Source organism: Hyphomonas sp., from assembly GCF_036964145.1.
In the GTDB taxonomy this organism is placed as follows: Bacteria; Pseudomonadota; Alphaproteobacteria; order Caulobacterales; family Hyphomonadaceae; genus Hyphomonas.
On sequence record NZ_JBALUC010000002.1, the window covers coordinates 434,476 to 458,810 of the forward strand.

The following is a 24,335-nucleotide window of genomic DNA, read 5'->3' on the forward strand; positions in this document are numbered from 1 at the left end:
CCCATTTTCAGAAAACGCCCGTACAGGCCGAAACCTGTCGGTTCAGCCGATCAGCCGTTCCCAGAGCCGGATGACGAGATAGCAGCTGCCAGCAAGGCCCAGCGCCGCCAGAATCAGCACGAATCCGTCGCGCGCTGTCAGCGCCAGACCGAACAGGAGCACCGTCAAACCCGGCAGGACCGGCCCGAACGGAATCAGACCGAGTGGAAACGAGACGAGCGCCGCCGCGATACAGATCAACGCCACGAGCTGGACAAAGGGCGGGTCGGTCAGAAAAGCGAGTCGCGGCTTCAGGAAGCGGTCGACCTGACAAACATAAGGATGCGCCTGTTCCACGCCCAGGATCAGCGCCGACCGCGGAAACTCGAAATCGAGAATGCGGCGCGGCACCCAAGGATATTTCAGGCCGAAGACGATCTGCCCGGCAATCAGCAGGATGATCAGGGCGACAAGCCAGTTTGCACCGGGAATGATGGTCAACGGGCTGATCGAGACAAAGCCCAGCAGCAGGAGCAAGGGCCCGTAGGAACGTCGGCCCACAGCGTCCAGCATCGCGCCGACACTGACCTTCTCGCCGGAGGTCTGCTCACGCAAACTGTCGAGCAAGGATCCGAGATTGTTGACCTTCGTCATCAGCATTCCACCACATTGACGGCCAAACCGCCCTGACTGGTTTCCTTGTATTTCGAGGACATGTCGAGCCCGGTCTGCCGCATTGTCTCAATGACCTGGTCAAGGGAGACGTGCGAGTGCCCCGTCGAATGCAGAGCGAGGCGGGCGGCATTGACCGCTTTCACCGCGCCAATGGCATTCCGCTCGATGCAGGGAATCTGGACGAGCCCGCCGACTGGATCGCAGGTCAGGCCCAGATTGTGCTCCATGCCGATCTCGGCAGCATTGGCCACCTGCTGCGGGTTTGCTCCCCAGACCGCCGCGAGGCCGCCCGCCGCCATCGAGCACGCCACACCGACTTCACCCTGGCATCCCATTTCCGCGCCTGAAATGGAGGCGCGCTGCTTGTAGAGAATCCCGATTGCGCCCGCCGTCAGCAGGAATCGGCGTGTGCGCTCCAGCGAATCGTCTGTATCGCTGCAATAGTGACGGATTACGGAAGGTATAATGCCGGCGGCGCCATTGGTCGGCGCGGTGACGACCTGTCCGCCCGAGGCATTCTCCTCATTGACGGCCATGGCGTAGACGTTGAGCCAGTCGAACAATTGCTCGCGCTCGTTCGACCCGCGATCATTGGCCAGCTTCTCCCAGAGCGCCGCCGCGCGCCGCTTGACCTTCAGCCTGCCCGGCAGGATGCCGCCCTGTGACACCCCCCGGTCGATACATTTCATCATGACTTCGGCGATCCGGTCGAGCGCCGCAACGGTCTCGGACCGAGGCCGCAGGGCATCCTCATTGGCCAACACCAGCTGTTCGATGGTGAGCGTGTTCTCCGTACACATTGCAATCAATTCTGCGGCTGATGTGTAGGGATAAGGTACTTCGGCCTGCGTCTGGATCAGATCGTCTTCGAGTGGTTTTTCCAATTGGCGCTGGGACGCTATGAAGCCGCCACCCGTCGAGAACCATGTTTCATCCAGAAGCACATCATCCGACGCGCCATAAGCTCTTATCCGCATGCCGTTCGGGTGCAGGCTGGGAATGACATCATAGGCAAGGATGATGTCCTTGTCCGGATCAAACGCGATCTGATGTTGCCCGGCGAGACTCAGATGGCGGGTCTCCCGGATTTCCGCGACGGCTGCGTCCGCCGCATCCGGGTCGAGGGTTTCGGGCGCAAACCCGGCAAGGCCGAGCATGACCGCTTTCGGCGTTGCGTGCCCCTCCCCGGTCAGCGCCAGCGAGCCCTGCAACTCGACCTCAACGCGGAAAACTTGCGAAGTCTGACCCGCTGCCGTCAGGGTATCCACCACCCGCGCCGCGATCCGGATCGGCCCCACTGTGTGGGAGCTGGAGGGGCCGATTCCCACGCGAAAAAGGTCGAGAACTGAGAGCATATGAACCTGATTATTGTTTCAATTGAAACCTCTGAATGCCCGGTTCCCGGCAGGCTGACAAGCTGCGCACCGCTCAGCCCAGCGTGACGTCATGCCCATAGAGCCAGTCATTCCGGGAATGAATGAACCCCTTCATCATACGGCCTGCCATCCACATGGGACCATAGGTCGACAGCTGGGTGATGGGGTTACTGCGGTGGAACAGTTTGGAATTTTCCCGAGCACCGGCCTGCACCTTGCTGGTGCGCGGCTTGCGCGCCGTTTCATAGGCCTTGAGCGCGTCCGGCAGGGGCACATCGGAAGAGATTTCCCGGGCGAGCACATATCCATCCTCGATCGCCATGACTGCGCCCTGCGCCAGGAAGGGCAGCATGGGGTGGCAGGCGTCTCCCAGCAGCACGGTCCGGCCATCCGACCAGCGGGGCAGTTCGTCCCGGTCAAACAGGGCCCAGCGATGCAGCACCGGCGCCTGCTCGATGATGCCTGTCACCGAAGCGTGCCATCCCTTGAAGTCTGCCAGCGCATCCTCGCGCGAGCCTTCCGCTGTCCAGGATTCGAGATGCTTCTCCTTGCGCTCCACCACGCCGACGAAATTTGCGAGACTTCCGCCTCTCAGCAAATAGGTCACGGCGTGTCGGCGCGATCCGGTCCATACCGTCGCTGTGGGTGGGGGAGCGTGTGACAGGGCAGAGACGGGCGCAATGCCCCGCCAGGCCGTCATGCCGGTATATCTCGGTGCTTCTGCCCCCAGCATCTGCGCGCGGACGACAGAATGAATCCCGTCCGCCCCGACAAGAAGGTCGCCTTCGATCATTTCACCGCTATCCAGCGTTGCCTGAATGCCTGAGTCATCCTTTTGGTAGGAGATCACTTTCCTGCCGAGGCTGACCGCATCCGGTCGCCGCGTGACAAGCGCTTCATACAGGGCCTGAATCAGGTCGGCCCGGTGAACATGGAGATAGTCAGCGCCCCAGCGATTGATCGCGGCCTTGCGGAGCGGAATGTCGAACAGGAGCTTGCCACTTCGGCCCATGCGCATTTCCAGGGCTTTCGGCCGGAATGCATCCTTGAGAATACGGGCCGATACACCGAGCTGGCTGAGCACCTGCATCCCGTTGGGGCTAAGCTGGATGCCCGCGCCGACCTCATCCAGCACGCCGGACTGCTCGAAGACGAAAACGTCATGTCCGAAATGATCGAGCGCCAGAGCGGCAGTCAGGCCCCCAATGCCTCCGCCTGCTATCAGGACCCGCATTCGGACACCTCACTCATCATCCTGCGGCGATCATCGCGCCCGCGAGGGATCTTGCTTGCCGCCGATCAGGACGAATCTGCGGTCGCAATACTTGCATTCGACGAAATCATCATCGCCCATCTCATACCAGACGCGCGGATGTCCCAGCGCGCCGCCGCCGCCATTGCACGAGACCCTGTGGCTGGTCACCATCGAGATTTCTGGCGGGTCGAACACATCGCGTTTCGTGGACATGAGTTGTAATTCCATCTGCAATTTCGTCGGCATGGTTGTTACCGGTGCCACATGGTCCTACCTAGATTGCACCGTCCATCGGCGCAAGATCGAATGGACAGAGTGAAAAGGCCCCCCGCATGTCGTCCAGCAAACCTGCCCCCGACTTCGCCATTGAAGTCAAAGACCTCAACAAAATCTATCGTGCCTCCGGCAAAATGCCTGAAAAGCATGCGCTGAAGGGTCTGAATCTGGAAATCCCGCGCGGCTCCATCTTCGGCCTGCTCGGGCCGAATGGCGCCGGCAAATCGACTTTCATCAACATCCTGGCAGGCCTTGTGAACAAGACGTCCGGCTCGGCCAGTATCTGGGGCCTGGATATCGACGAATACCCGCGCCAGAGCCGCGCCGCGATTGGCGTGGTGAATCAGGAAATCGTCGCCGACCCCTTCTTCACCCCGCTGGAAATGCTTGAATTGATGGCCGGCTTCTATGGCGTGCCGAAATCGGAGCGCCGGAGCCTCGAAATTCTCACTGCCGTCGGCCTTGATGACAAGAAAGACGCCTATGTGCGCCAATTGTCCGGCGGCATGAAGCGCCGCCTGATGGTGGCCAAGGCGCTGGTGCACAATCCGCCGGTGCTGATCCTTGATGAACCGACCGCAGGCGTGGACGTGGAGTTGCGCCGGTCGCTGTGGACCTATGTGCGCGAGCTGCACGACAATGGCACCACGATCATCCTGACGACTCACTATCTCGAAGAAGCCGAAGAGCTGTGTGATTCGATCGCCATCGTAAATCATGGCGAGATCGTTGCCTGCGAACCGACGCCTGTCCTGCTCTCGCGCCTCGACTACAAGACGCTGGTCATCACGCCGAAGGAACCGCTGACGGCTGTTCCGGCTGCCCTGTCGGACATGGACGCAATCGTCCGCCCCGATGGCGATATCGCCATCACGTTCCGGACCAGCGAGACCGGAATCGGCCGCGTTCTGGAAGCCGTGCGTTCGAACGGGATCGGTATTGGCGACCTCGTCACCGAAGCGCCAGACCTTGAAGACGTCTTCATCGCCCTGACCTCGCAGGCCGCATAAAAAAACGCCGGCAGAACTGCCGGCGTTTCTTCAATATTTACGGGGCGAAGCGCTTAGACGCTCTGCTTGATCCAGTCGGAGATGGCTTGCTTGCTCATCGCGCCGAGATGCGTGGCGGCAACCTTGCCATCCTTGAACATCACCAGCGTTGGCAGGCCGCGCACGCCATATTTGGACGGGGCCACTGGGTTTTCGTCGACATTGATCTTGGCGACCTTGATCTGGCCGTCGAGTTCCTCGGAGACCGCGTCAATATGGGGGGCCATCTGCTTACACGGGCCACACCATTCGGCCCAGAAATCCACGACCACCGGCACATCGGATCCACCGATTACGCCATCAAAATCATCGTCCGTAACATTCACCGCAGCCATTGCGTGGCTCCTTCATGCTTTCTGCTTCAGTTGGAACATACATAGGAACTCGTTTGGGAAGTCAAACCGCGCTCTGCGCACCCTTTAGAGCTTCTAACAACATCTCTTCCGGCAGGAACATCAGGCGCGGACCGTCAGTCCAGCAGAGCGCCGTGCGCACAGTCCGGCCGGGATAGGCCCGTCGCAGGACAGCCCAATAGGCCGCCATCTGGGCGCGATAGGTCTCTGCCACGCCGTCCGGACTGTCGGGGGCGGGCTGGTCGGTCTTGAAGTCGATGATCAACACTTCATCCTCGGTCACGACCAGCCGGTCGACCCGGCCATTGACGATCAACCCCTCGGGCAATTCCGGCGCGGAGCCCACAATGGCGGCCTCAGCCCGGCCGCCCGGCTGAAACAGGCGCTGCATGTCAGGCGCGTCAAGAATGCCGAAAACGGCCGCTTTCATCTCGCAGCGCGCCGGGTCGTCCAGATCTGGCAGGCGGGACAGATAGCGATCGGCGGCGCCTTCGCGCAGGTCTGGCGCCAGGGCTGGCAAATATTCCAGCAGCGCATGAATGATCCGGCCCCGGCGCAGACGATCCTGGCGGGTCTGACTGAAGGGCGCGAGCACGGGTGTCTTGCGCCCAAGCAGGCTGGACGGCGCCCCGAACCGGCGGCGGCTTTCGGGCGCTGGGGGCGGTGTGAACACCCAGTCCGGCAAAACGGCTTTGGCCGATTGTTGGGAGGCCGCAGTCGCGAGCGCTGGCGGAAGGTTTCCGAACCGGCGCACGCCGCTGTCATAGGCTTCTCCGGCCAGCCCACTCATCGCGGCTTCGCACAGCGCATACCAGCTGCGGTCATGATAGCCGGGAGGCCGGGCGCCATGCCAATGGCCGGCAATGATCAACCTGTCCTGCGCGCGGGTCAGCGCCACGTACAGCAACCGGCGGAATTCCTCTTCGGATTTCGCATTGGCCACAGCGCGCTCAAACTCTGCTGCCGGGACATCGCTGTTCTTGCGGGGCGACCAGATGGGCACGCCGTCGACGACGAACATGGAGGACGACACTGTCTTCGGCCCGGCCGTTGTATCCGGCAGCACCACGACCGGCGCTTGCAGGCCCTTGGCGCCATGCACGGTCATAACGCGGACCTGCCCTTCCGGCGCGGCAAGGTCGCGCTTGATCTCGACGAGCCTGGATTCCATTTCGGCGACGAAGGCCTGCAGGGAAGACGGCTCCGTCGCATCGAAGCCCTGCGCACGAGAGAGCAATGCCTCTACCGGGTCATGCGCGGGCGTACCAAGCCGCGCATTGATCCTGTCCCAGCCGGTCAGGCCATCCGAGCCCGGAACATCCAGAATATCGGAGAGGAATTCATATGGAGGTTCATGACGACTGGAGATCAGAGTTGCGAGGAAGGCGGCAGCCTTCTTGACGTCGGGGTCCTGACTTGCCTGAACCCGAGACCACAATGTCTCACCCTTCCCGCGCTTGTTCGCCAGGGGAAACAGGAAGCGGTCATCATCCACGAGACCGACAAACGGACCGCGCAGAATTTCCGCCAGAGTCAAATCCCGCTCGGGCAGAAGCGCAAACCGCATCAGATTCAGACAGTCCTGCACTGCGATGTGATCTGTCAGCTTCAACCGGTCCGCGCCAGCAACCGGCAAGCCTGCGGCCTTCAGCGCCGAGATCATCGCATCGAACAGGCCGCCCGTACGGCTTCGAACGAGGATCAAGATGTCTTCCGGCTTCATCGGGCGGCGTTGCCAGCGCCGATCCGGCAATTCCTCCCAGACCGTCTCGTCGCTCTCTACCATATTCTTCAGTCGCTGGGCGAGCCGCGTGGCCAGACGCGCCTTGGGCGAACTGGAGCGCAAGGCATTGACGGGCCGAGACCAGGCATCGGCATCCTCATCTTCATCGCGTTCATCGACTGGCCAGAGCTCCACCAGTCCCGGCTGGTTCGCCCGGCGCGCGGTGTGCTTCACACCATCCGCCGTCAGCGGTGATTGCGCACCGGAGGCAATATTGACCGGCGGGGCCGAATTCCAGACTGCGTCCACAAAACCCAGAATTTCCGGCGAGGACCGAAATGACATTTCCATCGTCTGGGACAGGACCGCCGGGTCCTTGCGGATATACTCCTGTTCCTGAGCACGTAACTGGGCCGGGTCTGCGCCCTGGAAGGAATAGATGGATTGCTTCTCGTCTCCCACGACGAACAGGGTGCGCGGATCCTGTTGACGCTCCGCGCCGACACCTGCAGTGAACTCCTCCGTGAGCGCATTGATCAGCTCCCACTGTTCCGGGCTCGTATCCTGCGCCTCGTCGAGCAGGATATGGCTGATTCCGCCATCCAGCTTGTAAAGCACCCAGTCAGACATGCCCGTCCGTGTGAGCAGGTCCCGCGTCTTGCGGATGAGATCATCAAAGTCGAGGGCGCCGCGGCGGCGTTTCTCGTCCTGATACGCGACCAGCGCATCCAGCCCGACTTCCAGCAGCGCGGAGGTACGCTCCACCGTTTCGGCCAGTTTCAGCTTTACCGCCAGGGCCTCCACCCGCGCCACTTCTGACCCGATTTCGTCCTTGGTGGCAAACAGCGCGACGACATTGGCATCCTTGCCAGCTTCGGCATTGTAAAGCGATTTGTACGGATTGCCCTGAGCGCCGAAGAAGGCCCCCTTGTAGCACTCCCAACGGCGCGCGGGATCCTCTTCGTAGAGCGCGGCTTCAACGGCATTGGCGGTACGGGTATCGTCTCGCTTGCCGGAAGCCTGCAGGCTGATCAGCGCTTCGCGCAACGCGACGACTGGCATCTCCGGCCCCATGGCCAGTTCCAGAATGTCCGCCGGGCTCGCTTCGGGCGCATTCAGGCTTTCAATCAGCGTGGCCCGTATTTGGGCCTGATTGAACGCGTGTGCTTCGGCGAAGTCCAGATAGGCGCTCATCTTGAAGCGCATGGCATTCAGCGCGATGTCGGCCCCATCATGTCCGCCTTCCAGCGCGAGCACGTTAAGGGCCTCCGGCGCAGTCTCGCTCGCCTTCAGAACGGCCTGCGCGCGCACATTTTGCCAGATCGCCTGGGCTTCGTCTTCCTCGATCTCGGCAAAGCCGGGCAGCACACCCGCCTCAAGAGGGAACCGCCTCAGAATACGGGCACAGAAGGCATGGATCGTCTCAATCCGCAGGCCGCCCGGCGTCTCAAGTGCGCGAGCGAACAGGGCCCGGGCCGCTCTGAGATCATCGGTCTTATAGGCGTTTGTCGAGCGTCCTTCGAGGCGGGACAATTCCTCACGGAGCTTGTCGTCGCGCATGATCGACCATTTGCCGAGTGTGCGGAACAGGCGCGACAGCATCTCGTTTGCCGCGGCCTTGGTATAGGTGATGCAGAGAATTGAATCCGGGGCGGCGCCAACCCGTCCGTCCTCACGGCGCAACAGGAGCCGCGCGACGCGGTCGATCAGGACTTTCGTTTTCCCGCTGCCCGCATTTGCCATGACGAAAACCGGCCGCGCGGGGTCTGCCGAGACGAGTTGCGCCGTATTGGCGCGGTGGTAATCTTCCGTATCCGGCGGAGTGAGTGGCGTTTTCACATCAGGCATCCCCGCCCTCCCCCTCTTCGGTATCGCCCGCCCATTCCGCACGCCGGGCAAGCAGGTTGTAGCCATTGTCATATTTGACGAATTTCACGCGTGGCGCAGACAGGAATTTCGAGGATGGCTCGCGATAGGCTTCGATAAGGCGTAACAGGCCGCTCTCGGCAAGTTCCGCCATTTCTGCCGGTTCTGTTGGAAGATTGTGCTTGCCGCCCAGGCTGAACGCCTCCGGCTTCGCCTTGAAGGCCACATAGTGAAGCTGGTCGACCCGCGCCGCGGGCACGCCCTCATAGCCGCCTTTTTGCGCGATTAGTGCCTGCAAAGGCATTTGCTGGCTGAGGCCGGTGGCGACTTCCTTGTCGCGCGGCGGGCTGCCCGTCTTGAAGTCGACAATGATGAGATCGCCATTGGACGTTTGCTCGATCCGGTCGGCCGTGGCGGACAGCGTGAATGGCTGACCGGCGACGCTATAGTCGATCCGCCCCCGGACCTCCTGTTTCAATTTTCCGCCTGACGTATCCCGCTGACTGCGCCAGACCATGTACCAGTCAACCGTGCGCTGCCAGACCGCCTCGCGCGCGGCCCACGCATCGGCAGGTTCGCCTACGCGCAAGAGTTCCTGCTTTAGCAGCGCCATCAATTGGTCGGCCGTCTTTGGCTTGCCGTCTTCCTCGAACAGTTCGAGCGCCCTGTGGATCGCGGTGCCGCGCGGCGCAGGGCCGAGTTCATCGTTGAGCGCATCCACCGCAGAGAGGCCGAGGACCTGTTCGGCCCAGAGGGCATAGGGATCGCGCTGCAAGAGGTCGACCCGCGTGGCGGACAGGCGCGAAGGCCAGCCTTCGTGCCGCGCCGACGGGGTTGGCTCGGCGCTGAAATCCGGCAGCGCGTCGATCTGGTTCAGCTTCAGCGCTTCAACCAGTTTGATGGGATCAAAGGCCTGCGGCGCGAAATGATCCGCGGCCTGGTTTTCGAGTGCCCCTTCCGCCAGCGTCTTGAGGCGCCAGACCCAGCGCGAGGCCACTGCGGGCGCATCATTCCGGCGCGAGGAGTAGACAAGTGTCACATCCGGCGCGCAGGCAAGCTGGGCGAAATCATGGGCAGCGAGCCCCATCCGCTCTTCCGGGTCCCCAAGGCCAAGGCGCGCGCGGAAATGGCGTGGCAGGAAGGCATCCGGCGCCGGCCGCTTCGGCCAGACATCCTCGTTGAGTCCGGCAAGGATCACCCGGTCGGCAGACTGGAGACGTGCTTCCAGGGGTCCCCAGATCGAGAGTTGCGGGTGTTCTGCCTCGCCGAAACTGACCGTCATCTGGGACGCTTGCGAATTGACGAGATCGGCAAGCGCCACAGGCCGCATCGGGCCGAGGGAGTCCGAGACTTCCCGCACGAATTCGAGCAGACGACTGGTGGCCGCGCCATCTTCACCTGCCCACGGCATGGGCGTTTCGCTGACGGATTCCGCCAGGGCCGCGATGCGCTGGATGGCGTCAGCGCCGGTGACCATTTCGGTTTCGCTCAGATCCGCATTCGCGTCGTCGAACCGTGTAATCAGGGACTCGACGAGCGCGATCCCCCTCATTTGGTCGTCCGGCCCGAATTGGGGATAGGGCTCAATCGTGTCGCGCGTGCGGATGCTTTCCACCAATTCCTGTAGAGATGTCCATCGCCGCGGGCCGCGCAGGAAGTGAATCTCCAGATCCGCAAGGCCCTCCAACGGCGCTGCCAGCTGGTGAGTCAGTACCGATACCATCAAGACGGGATCGCCCGGATCAACCGCCCATTTCGCGCAGAGCCCCACGAAGCTGCCGGCTGCCGTGCGTCCAACCGGAATGCCGGCCGAGGGGGGAACGCTGATGTTCCAGCGTTTCAGCAAGGCGGATACACGACGCGCGAGGCCCGCATCCGGTGTAATCAGCGCCGCTGTCCGACCCTTCTCCTCCAGCGTCTCCCGCAGCATGAGGGCAATGGCGCTGGCTTCGGCGGCCTCGTCCGGCGCCTCGATGAGGGACAGCCCTTCAAGCGCGCTTTCGGCGAAGCTTGCCACGTCAGTGCCTGCACTGGCGGCGAGTTGGTCCAGCGTATCGCGCCAGTCCGCTGTGGCATCAGCAGGCGCGAGCGCTTCCATGATCATCCGGCGTCGCGCATGGCGTTTTGGGCCGACCTCGATACCCGGCCATTCGGGAACATCATCTGGCGCGATGCCCAAAGCGTCGAGCGTGTTCAACAATGTGTTCTGGGGATGTCCGATCTCGGATCGAATTGCCAGCCGCTGGTCCTCTGACGAGGCTAGGTCCAGCCCCGGCAGGACGATCAGCCCCATCGGCAATTGAAGGGCGGCTTTCATCAGCACGCGTCCGGCAGGCGTGGCCCCGGTTGAACCCGCGATGATGACCGGGGCTTCCGGCGGATGCGCAAGCCAAGCCTGCGCCGTGGCTTCGGCTGCCAGCAAGCGCCGCCTCAGCGGGTCGGTGACGCCTTGCTCCTTCAGCCATTCCGGCCAGGCATCCGTGATGATTTCCAGAAACCTGGCCGAGTTCGCCCAATGCTGAGCAAGGTCTGCATCCTTGGCAAGATCCGGCAGGCCGCTCCAATCTGCCTCTGGGCTGAGATGCGCCTGGTCCAGCAGCCGCGCCAGTTCATTCGCCGCCGCCAGCGCCGACGAGGGCGGCACATCCATGCCGGAACTTTCGCGGTAATAAGCCTGCACCAGAGAGGCCAGCGTTCCGAGCCGGGTGGCCGGCGCCAAGGCCGGTGGCAAATCGGTAACGGAAAACTCGGCGACAGGCGGCGCCTCGTCGCTTTCGAGATCGCCCATCGCACGGATGTCCGGCGACAGGATCGGGGTTTCATTCGCGGCGAGGAACAGGGCGGCGGACAGTTCCCGCGCAGACCGCCGGTTCGGCACATAGATGGTCGCGTCCGCCAAGGCATCCGGCGTGTTGGGCAAATCCACCGCGCGCGCCAGCTCCGCTGCGAGGGCCTTCAGGAAGTTTTCCCCCGGCGGGATCGACCAGACTTTCGGCGCGCCAACGCCAAACAGGGCAGGATCATTCGCCATGGCAGCGCAGCCACATCTCGGCATCCTTCAGGGCTTCAGGGTCGCCCACATGGAGCCAGAAATCGTCCAGCGGCAGACCGTGCAGCCGCCCGGATTCGACCAATGGCCCCCAGATACGCCAGGCTACGGAGAAGCGCTCCACCTCCAGGCCCGTAAAGGCCTGCGGCTTCAGGATGCGCACGCCGGCATAAGCCCAGGGCGCAGACGGATTTTCGCCGCGACGGGTCAGGCTGCCTGTTTCCGCACGCAGGAAGTCTCCTGCGCCGCCATATCCAAGACTGCGCTGCGTGTCCGCAAGAAGCAGGAGTTCGTCCATCCGCTCAGGGTCAAACGCCTCGGCCAATTCGAGCAACGGGGTGGCATCCCCCTTGCCCCAGAACGCATCTGTATTGACGACGAAGACGGGATCATCGCCGAGCACAGGCGCGGCCTTCGCCAACGCGCCGCCTGTTTCGAGCACCTCGCCCCGTTCGTCCGACACGATCAGGTCCACGCCCTTGAGGCCCGCCACATGGGCCTCCACCTGGTCGGCGAGCCAGTGGACATTCACGACGATCCGCTGCACGCCAGCTTCGATCAGTGGCTCAATCATCCGGTCCATCAGACGCTTGCCGCCAACTTCAATCAGGGGCTTCGGGCATGTGTCCGTCAGCGGCCGCATCCGTGTACCGAGACCAGCGGCCAGCACCATTGCCGTATGCGGAACATTTGATGACATCAGCTTTCCTCGAACACGAAAGGGGTCGTCTCCCGCACGAAGGCCGCCATCGGCTCCAGAGCGGGATGGGACAGATTGCGGGCGAGCAATTTCAGCTGGCGCGGCTGGAATGTACCATACCGGGCCTTGCCATCGCGATGCTGCAACCGGGAGAACACGCCAGCAATGCGCAGCGCGTTGAGAGCACCGATTACGGCGAGCCGCTCGTCAAAGGCCTCGCGCGTCTTGCCAGTCTGGTCGAGATAGTGCCGGATCGCGGCTTCGGAGGCCTCATGTGAAACGTCCCGTCGCGCGTCCTGGGTCAACATGGCCATGTCCCATGCGTCCCAGCCTTTCACCGCGTCCTGGAAATCGAGCAGCGCAATGCGGTCGTCGCCGAGCCAGAGCAAGTTCTCGGCATGGTAATCGCGCAGCGTGAAGACACGCGGAAAGGATAGTGCCTGTTCGATCAGGGCGTCGCGTTCAGACTCCCATCTGGCGCGGGCCGTGCCAGTCAGGGCAACGCCTCCTGCCTCAACCGGCAGCCAGTCCGCATAGAGGTCTGCATTCGAGGCCAGAGCGAGGCGGTCAAAGTCGAGGATCGGCCACTGTTCAGTGCCGAACGTGACTGTGTCCGGGATCGGCTCCCGATGGAGCCGCGCCAGCATGTCGGCTGCAAGCGTGTAGGCCGGGACTTCCAGGGTGGGGTCCCGCTCAATCTGACGGGCAAGCTCCATCCCGTCGCCGAAATCCTGCAAGATGGCGAGCCCGGCTTCGGTGTCGTGGGCCAGAACCTCCGGGGCTTCAAATCCAAGCGTTCTCAGGTGGTTGGCAATCAGGACAAAGGCATCCACCCGGGATGCGGCAAGACGCGTCTGGGCGTTCCACCCCATCGCATTGCGTGTGGCGTCGTCGGCGTCCGGCGGACATGGGTCAGCCTCGACCCGCGGTGCATCCATCAGCATTGCCGTCATGCCGCCCGGCTTCACCAGCCGAATATAGCGACGGGTCGAGGCATCCTGCCCCAAGGGCTGCAGCTGCGCATCGCCCCAGCCATGGCGCGCGAGGAAACCGGCAATCAGCCCGTCGCGGAAACTAGAATTGAAATTCATCGCAGCGTCTCTGCCAGTCTTCGCCATGGGGTTCCAGCGATACGAGCCGATGTTCGCCTTCAAAGTCAAAGACGATGTCCAGCCGCCAGGCCGGGAGGTGCTTTCCCGCTTTCTCGGGCCATTCGACGATGGCCACCCCCTCCGGCGTCTCGTCCCAGCCGATTTCCTCCATCTCGTCAGGGGATTCCAGCCGGTAGAGGTCGAAATGCCAAACCGGGAAACCCGGGGCGTCATAAGCCTGTACCAGCGTATAGGTCGGGCTCGGCACTTCCTCGACATCCGGCACCAGCGCGCGGACCAGACCGCGCGTGAACGTCGTCTTGCCGACACCCAAGCCGCCATGCAGGGCAATCACGTCGCCTGGCTTCAGCAGGCCAGCCATCGCAGCCCCCAATTCCAGCGTTCGCGCTTCATCTTCGAGTCGATAGGTAAGTTTCATCATCATGTGCTTATAAAAGACTACAGCCACACACCATCGCTTCCTGACCAAATTGCGGCAATACGCGTGGTGACATGCCTTGCAGTAGCAGGCAGACTGGCCTAGAACTCTAAAAAATGACGCAGGCGTCACGAATTGACGCTACGTAGGCCGGGAACGACACATTGGATCTGACAGACGCAAAACGGATTGTGGTAATTGGGGGTGGGCAGGCTGCGGCTCAGGCCATCCAGTCCCTCCGCATGGGCGGCTATACAGGCGAGTTGACGCTGGTCGGCGAAGAGCCTGCCTTGCCCTACCAGCGCCCACCCCTGTCAAAAGCTTATATGAAGGGCGAGTTCGCGGAAGAGCGGCTCTATTTCAAACCCGCCGCCTGGTATGCCGACAATAATGTCGAACTGGTCCTTTCGACGCGCGCAACCGCCATCAACCGGACAGCCCGCAAGGTGGAACTCGAGCATGGCGGTCATCTCGACTATGACGCGCTGATCATCGCCACCGGATCGCGGCCCCGCGGATTGCCCATCGAAGGCGCAGATCTTGAGCATGTTTACGCGCTGCGCGGCCTCGCGGATGTTGAGCGTATCCGGCCGCAAATGGTCGCCGGTCGCTCCATCCTGATCGTGGGCGCGGGCTATATCGGGCTGGAAGCGGCTGCCGTGGCCCAGCAGATGGGCCTCAAGACCACCGTCCTTGAAATGGCGCCGCGTGTACTTGCCCGTGTGACCAGTCCGGTCATGAGCGAATTCTACGAAACTGAGCATCGCCGGCAGGGCGTCGATATCCGTACCATAACCAGCCTGTCAAAACTGGAAGGCAAGGATGGCGCCGTGACCGCCGCTGTGCTCAGCGATGGAACCAGGCTCGATGCAGACATTGTGCTTGTTGGTATCGGCATCCTGCCCAATGAAGAATTGGCCAAGGACGCCGGCATCGCCTGCAATAATGGCATCCTCGTGGACCGCGACGCCCGGACCTCTGATCCGAGAATCTTCGCCGCCGGCGATTGTGCGAGTCGTCCGCTGGTCCATTTCGGCCGGGCCGGACGGCTTGAAAGTGTCCACAACGCGATCGAGCAGGGGAAACTCGCCGCCGCCGCCATTCTCGGCAAGCCGCGCCCGAATGAGGACTGCCCGTGGTTCTGGTCGGACCAGTATGATTTGAAGCTGCAGATTGCGGGCCTCAGCGCCGGGTATGACCAGATCGTCGTGCGGGGGTGGCCCGAAGACCGCAAGTTTGCGGCCTTCTATCTGAAGAACGGCACACTGATTGCCGTTGACGCGATCAACAGCCCGCCAGAATTCCTGGCGTCCAAGAAGCTCATTATGTCAGGCGCGAAACTCTCGGCTGACATTCTTGCAGACACATCAATATCAATGAAAGAGATTGCCACTAATTCAGTGGCAGCTTGAAGGAGAGAAACCCGCACATGGCGAAAATTACCTATATCGATAGCGAAGGCACCGAGCGCGTCGTCGAAGCCCAGAACGGCGAAACCGTAATGGAAGCCGCGATCAAGAATTCCATTCCCGGCATAGACGCCGATTGCGGCGGCGCCTGCGCCTGCGCCACATGCCATGTTTATGTCGACCAGGCCTTCATGGACAAAGTCGGCGAGCAGGAAGAGATGGAAAAATCCATGCTGGATTTTGCCGAGAACGTTCAGGAAAATTCCCGCCTGTCCTGCCAGATCACCGTGTCGGAAGATCTGGACGGCCTGAAAGTGACCACACCGGAAAGCCAGCACTAAGCCGCGGACACACTGACAAATGAGCGCCCCAGTCCTGTGCTGGGGCGCTTTTTTTTGACGATATACCCCAGCGTCATGAGTTGGTTCCCTTCCAGAACTGACTATGTATGCGCTCTGGTTTCAGGGAGATTTTCATGGACTTCAAAACCCTCATGCACAGCGGCAAACAGACCGGCGAGACTGCCATGTCGTTCCATGTCCCCGACTCCTGGATGCAGGGCCGCACGACCTATGGCGGACTGACTGCTGCGCTTTGCCTTGAGGCGGCCATGCCGACCTCGGGAGGGCGACCGATCCGTTCCGCCCAGATTGCCTTTGTCGGCCCTGTTTCCGGAGACGTTGAGTGCACGGCCACCTTGCTGCGCGAAGGCAAGAACACGGTGTTCACGAGCGTGCGGATGATCGGCGAAACCGGCGTGGCGGCTGAGGCGATCTTCGCCTTTGGCGCTCACCGGGAGTCCTCCCTCAATTTCGCCCATCTCCCTGCCCCCGAAGTCACCGCGCCGGACGAGACCGCGTCCTTCTTTGGCGAATCGCCAAAACGACCCGCCTTCACCCGCAATTTCAACATCAGGCTGGCCAAGGGCAAGCCCCCCATGTCGGGTGCCCCGGATGCGGACATGTCGCTCTGGATGCGCCACAAGGATGGCGCCGTACCGCCCGATGCTTTGTCCGTTCTCGCGCTTGCGGACGCCCCGCCCCCCGCCGCCTTGGCCATGCTGACAGGTCACGCCCGTATCAGCTCCATGACGTGGATGGCGGAATTCCTGACCGACGACATCCAGACTGAACAAGGCTGGTTCCAGGCCCGGCACGTCGCCGATACGTCAAAGGATGGCTATAACAGCCAAGCCATGACGCTCTGGAACACGTCCGGCCAGCCGATCATGATCGGCCGCCAGACCATTGCGGTGTTCGATTAGGCTGATTACCCGGCCTAATTGTCGGGTTCTGGCTCTTCGGTGTCGTTGATGATCGGGCCGGGTTCGAGTACTTTCATCAATGAGGCTGGCACTTGCCCGGCAGGACAGGCTTCCTGAAGAACGTAGGCATTGCCGACGCCCGGCGCGCCCGCATGCGCGGGGGCTGTGATGGTCTGGGACCGGAAGATCCAGCTCAGGAAGAACATGGCGAACACAGCCGCGGCGACAGCGGCAATCGTGCCCCATCCCATGCCCAACGGATCGGATCCAGCCGGCACTGCCGGGCTGACAGGACGGCTGGCAGAACTTGAACTGCTGGGCTGGGATTTCACCGAGGCCTTGGCAAGCGCCGCTGCGCTGGCGGTCTCTGCCGCCGGAGCGGGCTTGATACCCATCGCCTTTTCGCGCTTCTTCTGGGCATCAATTGCCAGCGGATCGTCAGGATGGGCAGCAAGCCAGTCTTCACGGGCCTCTTCATCCTTCGATCCGAAGTTCATCCATTCGCGTAGATCGGAGCGACCATCGCGCTGGGCGAGTTCCTCGATCATCTTGTAGAAGCCTTCAGGCGTCTTGCGAGACGTCATGCCCTCGATCGAAAACCGCTTGTCGCTCTTGAACGGCTCATACGGGATCGTCTTGTCGAGGCTGACCTGAGCCAGCATGCCGGAGCGGGAATGGCCAATCGAGGCCGCCGCGCGCACCCAGTCGCTCTTCACCGCATGCTCGGACCACATGACCAGCATGTGCCTGGAATTGCCCGCATTGCGCGCATCCTTGGCGTCGAACGTGTTGTCGGTCTGCTTCTGGTCGAACCAGACCTTGAATTTCAGCGAACGGAGCCGACGCGCCACCAGCTTCGCCATGTCACGATCTTCGATCGCCGATACCAGGAAAACATCGTACGCCATATGCGCGCTACCTCTTGAAGTAATGGGCCAAGCATACCCATAGACCCTTAATATTCCACCCAATTCCGCTTTCAGGCGATATTTCAGTCTGTTTTTCGGCTGAAAATCCGGCTAATTGCGCGGCGAAACAGTTAATCAGGAGACCGGTATGGGTTTCAAATGCGGCATCGTCGGCCTTCCCAATGTGGGCAAGTCCACGCTCTTCAATGCGCTTACCCAGACAGCCGCCGCCCAGGCAGCGAACTATCCTTTCTGCACGATTGAGCCCAATGTCGGCGAAGTGGCCGTGCCGGAGCCCAGGCTGGAAAAGCTGGCTGCTGTAGGCGGCTCGAAAGAGATCATTCCGGCCCGCATGAACTTCGTGGATATTGCCGGCCTCGTCGAGGGCGCCTCCCAGGGTGAAGGCCTCGGCAACAAATTCCTCGCCAACATCCGCGAGACAGATGCGATCATCTATGTCCTGCGCTGTTTCGAGAATGACGACATCACGCATGTCAGCGGCAAGGTCGACCCGATTGCCGACTTTGAAGTGGTCGAGACCGAGCTGATGCTGGCCGACATGGAAAGCCTTGAAAAGCGCAAGGCCGGTGTCGTGAAGAAAGCCAATTCCGGCGACAAGGAAGCCAAAGCCCAAGTCGCCCTGATCGACCTTGCCCTCGTGGAGCTGAATGCAGGTCGCCCGGCCCGCCGCGCCGTCATTTCGAAGGATGACACAAGAGCGTGGAACATGCTGCAGCTGCTGACATCGAAACCTGTCCTGTTTGTCGCCAATGTCGATGAAGACAGCGCCGCAACTGGCAATGAATACTCGAAGCGTGTGGAAGCTCGCGCCGCCGAGGAAGGCGCCGCATGCGTGGTGATTTCCGCTCAGATCGAAGCGGAACTCGCCCTGCTCGATGAGCCGGATCGCAGCGAATATCTTGAGACGCTGGGCCTCGAAGAGCCCGGCCTGACACGCCTTATCCATACCGGCTATGACCTGCTGAACCTGCAGACCTATTTCACAGTCGGCCCCAAGGAAGCGCGCGCCTGGACGATTCGGAAGGGCTGGTCGGCACCCAAAGCCGCCGGGGTCATTCATGGGGACTTTGAAAAGGGCTTCATCCGCGCTGAAACCGTCGCCTACAAGGACTATGTCGAATTTGGCGGCGAAGCGGGCGCCAAGGAAGCCGGCAAGATGCGCTCCGAAGGCAAGGAATACATCGTCCAGGACGGCGATGTAATGCTGTTCCGGTTCAACGTCTAAGCTATTTTGCCGACAGCGCGGCGCGTCTTTGTCCGCGCTGACTGCCTGACAGGCTGGCCCAGTCCGGACGCTCATACAGCAGCTTCAAGGGCGTTCCGCGAATGAGGGCGTGAAAGGCGAGCGGCAGGCCAACGGCCAAGGCCAGGGTCACGGCGCATGCGAACCCCACATCGCCCAATGGCGCGCCTGTTTTTGGCCATACGAGCCGCTCCATGGCGACCAGCGGGAATGCATAGGTCAGGTAGATTACGATCGAGTGCCGCCCGCAATATCGCAGGAAATCTGCCGCGCGGAACCGCGTCAACAATGCGGATACGATGCAGACTGCGGTTGCGCCTGCAAGGCCGAGAATGAAGCTGAAGAGGACTTCCTCGTGCAGCCCAAAGCTCACGGCCCACGCGTTCAGAGCCGCCCAACCGAGCAAGCCAATTCCGCCAATCACTGGCGCTTTTGCTGCCCTCTCCGCGAAGCGGAAGATCTGCGGCGCGAACGCATACCCCATGAAGAAATAGACATAGCGATTGGCGAACCGGTCAATCACTCCCCAGCCGGTATCGATCACCACCAGCTGGTAGAGGGACTGGAGAACAAAGGCACCCGTGAGCACGATCCATACTGGCACCTTCCGCAGCAGCCGTGTGACGACATAGAAGATAGCCAGCATATGGACGAACCAGAGCGAATTGGTTGGCTCAATGAAACTGAAGGCCCAGAGCTTCAGGAAGTAGCCGGGCTCGGACATCATGGCGTCGAACTCCACGACCGGGAATTGGAGCGTCAGCCAGAGGACATAGAAATAGATGAAGTGGATAACTTTGCGATCGAGATAGTCGACCAGAGGCCCATGGATTGACCGGCGCAGGAACAGGCCCGCGACCAGGAAGAAATCCGGAATACGGAACGGCCGGGCGAACTCGACGACCGGGTGCATCCACCCTTCCCCACCGAACACATGCTCAACGCCATACACCGCATGCATCATGACCACGAGAATGATGCAGATGCCCTTGGCGTAATCGACCCAGTCGACGCGTAGGAACGCCAGTGCAGAGAGTTGATCGGTCGAACTCATTCGAAGTCACTCCACAGGCCAAACCAACACCTCATGTGGACGAAACCACAGACAGATAGGGCAAATCACTACAATAGGTTTTGATACAGGCTGCAAACCAGTCAAACGTCTGGTCCACGCGTGCAACCGCATTGCGTTGCCGGGACAAGACACTCGCTTTGCCGTCGGGCAGCCAGAAATATGGATTTGCTTCCCAAACAATAATCCGTCCGTCGGGCTGTATGCTGTAATCCACAGCGGCGAAATCCAGGCCCAGCGCTTTCACAGCGCCTACAAGTTCACGGGCGCCCTGCACGGGCCCATTGAAATAGGCGTCGTCCGCTTCGAGCAACTGGTTGAGCAGAGCGTGATGATACCCGAAGCGTCTGACCATGGTGCGCCGGCGGCTCGCTTCCCGTTGGAACAGGCAATTGGAGAGACCGACAATCCGCTCAGGCGAGAAAAACAGATGGCTGGCCATCACCCGGTCGCCAATCACGAAGGCCCGCGCCTTGTGATGATAGCGGGAAAACAGGCTATGATCGGACGGGTCAGATTGGCGGTACTCTTCACGAATATCGTAAAGATGGAGCACAACAGCGGGTAAGATGTCTTCACTGTCCAAGACCAGAGCGTCTTTTGGACCGAACAGCGTAGCGACATGTCGCTGGGCATGCTCCTGGTCACTGCGCACGATACACGGGAACCCGACACGGTCGATCGCACCGGGCATCTCCAGGGAGTTTGTCACCGGGGCAGCGGCAGCGCTTGCAACGCCTGCCTTTGCCCAGATCTCCGCTTGCACCGATTTGGTTGTGTTGCTGAGCGCATCGGGATGATTGAGCACCCTGATGCCGCGGTCAGCCGCCTCGTCGGCAATCGCCATCGCGTCCAGATAGCAGGCGGGGTATTTCTGCATCAACGGGTCGCCGAGCCAGAACACAACCAACCCAACATCGGTCAGGTCTGCGCGAGCATCGCCGGTGCGGTGAATGCGGATTTGCTTCAGCAAAGGATCGGAATTCGCCGCCAGCCGGTTCAGAAAAACATCGCCTGTTGGAACGTTACGGCCTCGACCTGGCCCGTGGGTGACGAAGAGAATTCTGTTACGGCCAGAGGCGTTCATACTCATTTTAGTCCCAAAACCAGACAGGTTTGCATTATGCATAATCTGCCCAATTTCGTACGCAAGCAATATGCCAGAAATACCAGTCTGGTTCGTTATTTTGAGACGCGAAGCCAACATCCAAAACAGGACGGGGGGAGGCCAAGGCGAGACGGAAATCGGATGCCTCGCCTCTTCCCGAGCCTGTACAATCCGCTCCGAGCCTGCATAGAACTCCCCGCGAAACGATTCATACGGGCAGGCTTTCTTCACTATGCAGACATTTTCAACACCGGATGCACCCTTTTCCGATGAACAGTTTAGGGCCCAGGTCCAGGCCGCAATCGATGGCAAGACCAAGCCACTCGGGGCGTTGGGCGGCATAGAAACCCTCGCCGCGCAGATTGCATATATCCAGATGTCCCTCGAGCCGCGCGCAGACAGTTGCAGCCTGACCATCTTCGCCGCCGACCATGGCATGGCGACCGCAGGCGTTTCGGCTTTCCCGCAGGATGTGACCCGCCAGATGGTATTGAACTTTCTGTCCGGAGGCGCCGCCGCGAATGTGTTCGCCAGGTCGGTTGGGGCAAGCGTGCGGGTCGTGGATGCCGGCGTGGCGGACGACCCTCTGGACCATCCCGACCTGATACAGCGACGTATTTCCGGCAGCACCGCGAACGCAATCGAACAGCCAGCCATGACGCCATCTGAACGGGATGCCGCGCTGTCGTCTGGTTCAGCGCTGGGTCATGAGGGCGATGAGACAGTTGCCTGTTTCGGCGAGATGGGCATTGGCAACACATCGTCGGCAAGCCTCGTCGCCGCGAAAATTCTCGGTATTCCGGTTGGTGACCTTACCGGACGCGGCACGGGCCTTGATGATGAGGGGCTGCGCACCAAGCGGACCCTGCTGGAACAGGCTGCAGGCCGAACAGGTACTCAATTGGATGCCCCCGCTGCCCTGCTGGAATATGGCGGCTTTGAAATCGTCATGATGGTGGGCGCGATGATCGGCGCAGCGGGCAACGGCAAGATCGTGATCGTGGATGGCTTTATCGCTACCGTCGCAGCCCTGGCGGCGACCTCACTAAGCCCTGGATGCCGACGCCATATGGTCTTCGCGCACCGGTCCGCCGAGGCGGGGCATGCCCGTGTGCTTGAGGCCTTGGAGGCGACGCCCCTGTTGCAGCTCGACATGCGCCTCGGCGAAGGTACGGGCGCCCTGCTCGCTTTCCCGCTGGTGAAAGCAGCCGCGGCAATGCTGCGAGAGATGGCGAGTTTCGAGAGCGCCGGGGTCAGCGGGCCGGCATGACGGGCGAACTCGCCAAATTCGTACTGGCCGCGCAATTCCTGACCCGGTTACCGCTCAGGACCGATAGGCTCTTCACGGCGGAGCGTCTGGCGCAGGCTCCGAGATATTTCCCGCTCGTGGGTCTGCTGGTCGGGCTCGCGTCTGCAGCTATCTTCTGGTTGGCCGCGCTGATGCTGCCAGCCTTGCTGGCCGTGCTGCTAGCGGTGGGGGCTGGGCTCCTGATGACGGGGGCCTTCCATGAGGATGGCCTGGCGGACACGTTTGACGGCATTGGCGGCGGGCTGACGCGGGAGCGCGCGCTGGAGATCATGAAGGACAGCCGGTTGGGCACCTATGGGGCGGCTGCGTTGTTCACGGCGCTGGCGCTCAAGGCCGGCGCGCTGTGGTCAATGCCACCGGCATGGATTTGCTTCGCCCTGCCGATAGCACATTGTATTTCAAGGTTTTCAGCGGTGTGCGTGATCGCGACCAGCCGCTATGTGCGTGAGAAAGGGACCGGAAAGCCCGTGGTGTCAGGCATTTCCGCCACCAGTTTGATGATTGCCGGTGTCACGGCGTTGGGGGCTGTTGCAGTCGGTGCGGTCCTGTTTCCTGTTGTTTCACTCCTGTTCGGCCTTGTTTCATTCTGTTTCGCGCATGTTCTTATGCGTCTGTTCTTTGAGCCAAAACTCGGCGGCTATACCGGCGACACGCTCGGCGCGGTGCAGCAAGCCAGCGAGATCGGATTCTATCTGGGGCTCCTCGCATGGCTCTGACCCTGCTTCGCCATACGACCCCCGATGTCGCGCCCGGTACCTGCTACGGGCGATCAGACCTGACGCTCGCGACTTCGTTTCCCGATGAAGCCGAGATCGTGCTGTCCGGGCTTCCGCCCATCGACCGGATCGTAACGAGTCCACTCAGCCGATGCCTGCAGCTCGCCGAATTCGTCGGAACGCGTAGCGGGCTGGAGGTGGTTCAGGATAACCGGCTGGTCGAGATGGATTTCGGCAGGTGGGAAATGCAGGCGTGGGACAAGGTACCACGGCCCGAGCTTGATGCCTGGGCGTCTGACTTCCTTCATGCCCGGCCACATGAGGGCGAAAGCGTCGCCATGCTGACGGCGCGCACGCAGGAGGCGATTACCGAGTTCAACCAGTCAGGTAGCCACACGCTGGTCGTCACACATGCCGGCGTCATCAAGGCGGTCTTCGCTGCCTTGGGGGGCCAACATCATTATCGCAGCTCCGTCGCCTTTAGCGGCCACATCACCCTGCTGGAACATGCGAGAAGGCCAGACGCAACATGACGCACGATCCCTCCCACACCGAAAAGATGAAAGCGCTGCAAGCCGAGCAGCGACAGAAGACCGAAGCAGCGGCGGTGCCGGATCGCGGCCTCGTCCTCGTCCATACCGGCAATGGCAAGGGCAAGTCGAGTTCGGCCTTTGGCGTCATCGCGCGCGCCTTGGGCTGGGGACAGCGTGTGGGTGTGGTTCAGTTCATCAAAGGAAAGTGGATCACTGGCGAGCGGCAATTCTTCGACAAATTTCCCGATCAGCTCGACTGGCACACAATGGGCGAAGGTTTCACTTGGGACACCCAGGACAAGGCCCGCGACATTGCCGCTGCCGAGGCTGCCTTTGCGCGCGCCAGGGAGATGATGGCGAGTGGACGCTATGATCTGATTGTTCTGGACGAGATCAATATCGCGATGCGCTATGATTATCTCTCGACTGATGACGTGCTGGACGGGCTGAAAGCACGCGCCGGCCAAACCAGCGTCATCCTGACCGGACGTGATGCGAAACCGGAACTGTGCGACTATGCCGACCTTGTCAGCGAAATGGTCGAAGTGAAGCATCCCTTCAAGGCGGGCCTGAAGGCCAAGCGCGGCGTGGATTTCTGAACATTTTGCCGCGCATCCTGTCGCGCGGGCAGTATTGACAGGCCGGGAGGCTTGCAACATTACCACTCCCAGATGGTGCTTTCTGCAAGGAAAGCTAAGAGGGAAGCCGATGTGAATTCGGCGCTGTACCCGCAACTGTGAACCGGGAGTTCAAGGCCAAACAGCCACTGGAGCAATCGCTCTGGGAAGGCGGCCAGGAACGACGATCGGTGAGCCAGGAGACCTGCCATCGCGTCGTTCGTCCGGAGGCCGGGAATAGTTCTCAGCGGGCGGGAAGGCTACGAGCCTATCCTTTGTAACGACATCTGAACCCTTGGGCCTG

General features: G+C 61.4%; 22 protein-coding genes and 1 riboswitch. Of the genes, 9 read left to right on the forward strand and 13 right to left on the reverse strand.

Annotated elements, in window-relative coordinates; all coding sequences use genetic code 11:
* Positions 1 to 42 precede the first annotated feature (42 nt).
* The 4 genes from V7660_RS07085 to V7660_RS07100 all read right to left on the reverse strand — a co-directional run bounded on the left by V7660_RS07085 (position 43) and on the right by V7660_RS07100 (position 3,498).
* Complete coding sequence (locus V7660_RS07085; RefSeq protein WP_335602420.1) at positions 43 to 633, reverse strand: exopolysaccharide biosynthesis protein; 591 nt, start codon at positions 631 to 633, stop codon at positions 43 to 45.
* Entirely contained in the window at positions 633 to 2,009 is a 1,377-nt protein-coding gene (locus V7660_RS07090) for an L-serine ammonia-lyase (RefSeq protein WP_335602421.1), read from the reverse strand. The genes V7660_RS07085 and V7660_RS07090 overlap by 1 nt, the downstream gene beginning before the upstream one ends.
* Before the next feature lie 73 nt (positions 2,010 to 2,082).
* On the reverse strand, positions 2,083 to 3,264 hold the full coding sequence (locus V7660_RS07095; protein ID WP_335602422.1) for an FAD-dependent monooxygenase: 1,182 nt from the start codon (positions 3,262 to 3,264) through the stop codon (positions 2,083 to 2,085).
* Between the two features lie 30 nt (positions 3,265 to 3,294).
* Positions 3,295 to 3,498: a zinc-finger domain-containing protein gene (locus V7660_RS07100; protein WP_335602423.1), complete on the reverse strand. Its 204-nt coding sequence runs from the start codon at positions 3,496 to 3,498 to the stop codon at positions 3,295 to 3,297.
* A 119-nt stretch (positions 3,499 to 3,617) separates the two neighbouring features.
* On the opposite strand from V7660_RS07100, the gene V7660_RS07105 reads away from it, so the two are divergent.
* Positions 3,618 to 4,571 carry an ABC transporter ATP-binding protein gene (locus V7660_RS07105; RefSeq protein WP_335602424.1) on the forward strand — a complete coding sequence of 318 codons (954 nt, stop codon included), beginning with the start codon at positions 3,618 to 3,620 and terminating at the stop codon, positions 4,569 to 4,571.
* Between the two features lie 53 nt (positions 4,572 to 4,624).
* Here the strand turns inward: V7660_RS07105 and trxA are convergent, their stop codons facing one another.
* The 6 genes from trxA to tsaE all read right to left on the reverse strand — a co-directional run bounded on the left by trxA (position 4,625) and on the right by tsaE (position 13,861).
* Positions 4,625 to 4,945: a thioredoxin gene (trxA, locus tag V7660_RS07110; RefSeq protein ID WP_335602425.1), complete on the reverse strand. Its 321-nt coding sequence runs from the start codon at positions 4,943 to 4,945 to the stop codon at positions 4,625 to 4,627.
* A 61-nt stretch (positions 4,946 to 5,006) separates the two neighbouring features.
* The gene (gene addA, locus V7660_RS07115) at positions 5,007 to 8,534 is read right to left on the reverse strand and encodes a double-strand break repair helicase AddA (protein ID WP_335602426.1); all 3,528 of its coding nucleotides are present in this window, start codon (positions 8,532 to 8,534) and stop codon (positions 5,007 to 5,009) included.
* Entirely contained in the window at positions 8,527 to 11,583 is a 3,057-nt protein-coding gene (gene addB / locus V7660_RS07120) for a double-strand break repair protein AddB (protein ID WP_335602427.1), read from the reverse strand. The genes addA and addB overlap by 8 nt, the downstream gene beginning before the upstream one ends.
* A complete protein-coding gene (locus V7660_RS07125; RefSeq protein ID WP_335602428.1) occupies positions 11,573 to 12,301 on the reverse strand; it encodes a nucleotidyltransferase family protein in 729 nt (242 codons plus the stop codon). The genes addB and V7660_RS07125 overlap by 11 nt, the downstream gene beginning before the upstream one ends.
* Positions 12,301 to 13,392, reverse strand: a complete 1,092-nt coding sequence (locus V7660_RS07130) for an aminoglycoside phosphotransferase family protein (protein ID WP_335602429.1) — start codon at positions 13,390 to 13,392, stop codon at positions 12,301 to 12,303. The genes V7660_RS07125 and V7660_RS07130 overlap by 1 nt, the downstream gene beginning before the upstream one ends.
* Positions 13,376 to 13,861 (reverse strand): tRNA (adenosine(37)-N6)-threonylcarbamoyltransferase complex ATPase subunit type 1 TsaE, encoded by a 486-nt coding sequence (tsaE, locus tag V7660_RS07135; RefSeq protein WP_335602430.1) that lies wholly within the window; start codon positions 13,859 to 13,861, stop codon positions 13,376 to 13,378. The genes V7660_RS07130 and tsaE overlap by 17 nt, the downstream gene beginning before the upstream one ends.
* A gap of 134 nt (positions 13,862 to 13,995) precedes the next feature.
* On the opposite strand from tsaE, the gene V7660_RS07140 reads away from it, so the two are divergent.
* The 3 genes from V7660_RS07140 to V7660_RS07150 all read left to right on the forward strand — a co-directional run bounded on the left by V7660_RS07140 (position 13,996) and on the right by V7660_RS07150 (position 16,504).
* A complete protein-coding gene (locus V7660_RS07140) occupies positions 13,996 to 15,243 on the forward strand; it encodes an NAD(P)/FAD-dependent oxidoreductase (RefSeq protein ID WP_335602431.1) in 1,248 nt (415 codons plus the stop codon).
* Between the two features lie 17 nt (positions 15,244 to 15,260).
* A complete protein-coding gene (locus V7660_RS07145; RefSeq protein WP_335602432.1) occupies positions 15,261 to 15,581 on the forward strand; it encodes a 2Fe-2S iron-sulfur cluster-binding protein in 321 nt (106 codons plus the stop codon).
* 134 nt (positions 15,582 to 15,715) lie between these two features.
* Positions 15,716 to 16,504, forward strand: coding sequence for a thioesterase family protein (locus V7660_RS07150; RefSeq protein ID WP_335602433.1), 789 nt, complete (start codon positions 15,716 to 15,718; stop codon positions 16,502 to 16,504).
* Positions 16,505 to 16,518: 14 nt separating this feature from the next.
* Here V7660_RS07150 and V7660_RS07155 read toward each other — a convergent pair whose 3' ends face one another.
* On the reverse strand, positions 16,519 to 17,412 hold the full coding sequence (locus V7660_RS07155) for a toll/interleukin-1 receptor domain-containing protein (protein ID WP_335602434.1): 894 nt from the start codon (positions 17,410 to 17,412) through the stop codon (positions 16,519 to 16,521).
* A gap of 148 nt (positions 17,413 to 17,560) precedes the next feature.
* On the opposite strand from V7660_RS07155, the gene ychF reads away from it, so the two are divergent.
* Positions 17,561 to 18,658 carry a redox-regulated ATPase YchF gene (ychF, locus tag V7660_RS07160; protein ID WP_335602435.1) on the forward strand — a complete coding sequence of 366 codons (1,098 nt, stop codon included), beginning with the start codon at positions 17,561 to 17,563 and terminating at the stop codon, positions 18,656 to 18,658.
* Position 18,659: 1 nt separating this feature from the next.
* Here ychF and V7660_RS07165 read toward each other — a convergent pair whose 3' ends face one another.
* Both V7660_RS07165 and V7660_RS07170 read right to left on the reverse strand, forming a co-directional pair.
* Complete coding sequence (locus V7660_RS07165; RefSeq protein WP_335602436.1) at positions 18,660 to 19,730, reverse strand: acyltransferase family protein; 1,071 nt, start codon at positions 19,728 to 19,730, stop codon at positions 18,660 to 18,662.
* A 31-nt stretch (positions 19,731 to 19,761) separates the two neighbouring features.
* A complete protein-coding gene (locus V7660_RS07170) occupies positions 19,762 to 21,087 on the reverse strand; it encodes a hypothetical protein (protein WP_335602437.1) in 1,326 nt (441 codons plus the stop codon).
* Position 21,088: 1 nt separating this feature from the next.
* On the opposite strand from V7660_RS07170, the gene cobT reads away from it, so the two are divergent.
* The 4 genes from cobT to cobO are packed head-to-tail and all read left to right on the forward strand — an operon-like array spanning position 21,089 to position 24,013.
* Positions 21,089 to 22,126, forward strand: coding sequence for a nicotinate-nucleotide--dimethylbenzimidazole phosphoribosyltransferase (gene cobT / locus V7660_RS07175; RefSeq protein ID WP_335602438.1), 1,038 nt, complete (start codon positions 21,089 to 21,091; stop codon positions 22,124 to 22,126).
* Positions 22,123 to 22,881 (forward strand): adenosylcobinamide-GDP ribazoletransferase, encoded by a 759-nt coding sequence (cobS, locus tag V7660_RS07180; RefSeq protein ID WP_335602439.1) that lies wholly within the window; start codon positions 22,123 to 22,125, stop codon positions 22,879 to 22,881. The genes cobT and cobS overlap by 4 nt, the downstream gene beginning before the upstream one ends.
* Positions 22,872 to 23,414: an alpha-ribazole phosphatase gene (gene cobC, locus V7660_RS07185; RefSeq protein ID WP_335602440.1), complete on the forward strand. Its 543-nt coding sequence runs from the start codon at positions 22,872 to 22,874 to the stop codon at positions 23,412 to 23,414. The genes cobS and cobC overlap by 10 nt, the downstream gene beginning before the upstream one ends.
* The gene (cobO, locus tag V7660_RS07190; protein ID WP_335602441.1) at positions 23,411 to 24,013 is read left to right on the forward strand and encodes a cob(I)yrinic acid a,c-diamide adenosyltransferase; all 603 of its coding nucleotides are present in this window, start codon (positions 23,411 to 23,413) and stop codon (positions 24,011 to 24,013) included. The genes cobC and cobO overlap by 4 nt, the downstream gene beginning before the upstream one ends.
* Before the next feature lie 56 nt (positions 24,014 to 24,069).
* Positions 24,070 to 24,258, forward strand: a riboswitch (cobalamin riboswitch).
* Positions 24,259 to 24,335: the final 77 nt, after the last annotated feature.

Excerpts from the sequence above, each read along its gene's own strand:
- V7660_RS07085 (WP_335602420.1), bottom strand. The coding sequence starts at position 633 with ATGACGAAGGTCAACAATCTCGGATCCTTGCTCGACAGTTTGCGTGAG.
- V7660_RS07090 (WP_335602421.1), bottom strand. The coding sequence starts at position 2,009 with ATGCTCTCAGTTCTCGACCTTTTTCGCGTGGGAATCGGCCCCTCCAGC.
- V7660_RS07095 (WP_335602422.1), bottom strand. The coding sequence starts at position 3,264 with ATGCGGGTCCTGATAGCAGGCGGAGGCATTGGGGGCCTGACTGCCGCT.
- V7660_RS07100 (WP_335602423.1), bottom strand. The coding sequence starts at position 3,498 with ATGTCCACGAAACGCGATGTGTTCGACCCGCCAGAAATCTCGATGGTG.
- V7660_RS07105 (WP_335602424.1), top strand. The coding sequence starts at position 3,618 with ATGTCGTCCAGCAAACCTGCCCCCGACTTCGCCATTGAAGTCAAAGAC.
- trxA (WP_335602425.1), bottom strand. The coding sequence starts at position 4,945 with ATGGCTGCGGTGAATGTTACGGACGATGATTTTGATGGCGTAATCGGT.
- addA (WP_335602426.1), bottom strand. The coding sequence starts at position 8,534 with ATGCCTGATGTGAAAACGCCACTCACTCCGCCGGATACGGAAGATTAC.
- addB (WP_335602427.1), bottom strand. The coding sequence starts at position 11,583 with ATGGCGAATGATCCTGCCCTGTTTGGCGTTGGCGCGCCGAAAGTCTGG.
- V7660_RS07125 (WP_335602428.1), bottom strand. The coding sequence starts at position 12,301 with ATGTCATCAAATGTTCCGCATACGGCAATGGTGCTGGCCGCTGGTCTC.
- V7660_RS07130 (WP_335602429.1), bottom strand. The coding sequence starts at position 13,392 with ATGAATTTCAATTCTAGTTTCCGCGACGGGCTGATTGCCGGTTTCCTC.
- V7660_RS07145 (WP_335602432.1), top strand. The coding sequence starts at position 15,261 with ATGGCGAAAATTACCTATATCGATAGCGAAGGCACCGAGCGCGTCGTC.
- V7660_RS07150 (WP_335602433.1), top strand. The coding sequence starts at position 15,716 with ATGGACTTCAAAACCCTCATGCACAGCGGCAAACAGACCGGCGAGACT.
- V7660_RS07155 (WP_335602434.1), bottom strand. The coding sequence starts at position 17,412 with ATGGCGTACGATGTTTTCCTGGTATCGGCGATCGAAGATCGTGACATG.
- ychF (WP_335602435.1), top strand. The coding sequence starts at position 17,561 with ATGGGTTTCAAATGCGGCATCGTCGGCCTTCCCAATGTGGGCAAGTCC.
- V7660_RS07165 (WP_335602436.1), bottom strand. The coding sequence starts at position 19,730 with ATGAGTTCGACCGATCAACTCTCTGCACTGGCGTTCCTACGCGTCGAC.
- cobT (WP_335602438.1), top strand. The coding sequence starts at position 21,089 with ATGCAGACATTTTCAACACCGGATGCACCCTTTTCCGATGAACAGTTT.
- cobS (WP_335602439.1), top strand. The coding sequence starts at position 22,123 with ATGACGGGCGAACTCGCCAAATTCGTACTGGCCGCGCAATTCCTGACC.
- cobC (WP_335602440.1), top strand. The coding sequence starts at position 22,872 with ATGGCTCTGACCCTGCTTCGCCATACGACCCCCGATGTCGCGCCCGGT.
- cobO (WP_335602441.1), top strand. The coding sequence starts at position 23,411 with ATGACGCACGATCCCTCCCACACCGAAAAGATGAAAGCGCTGCAAGCC.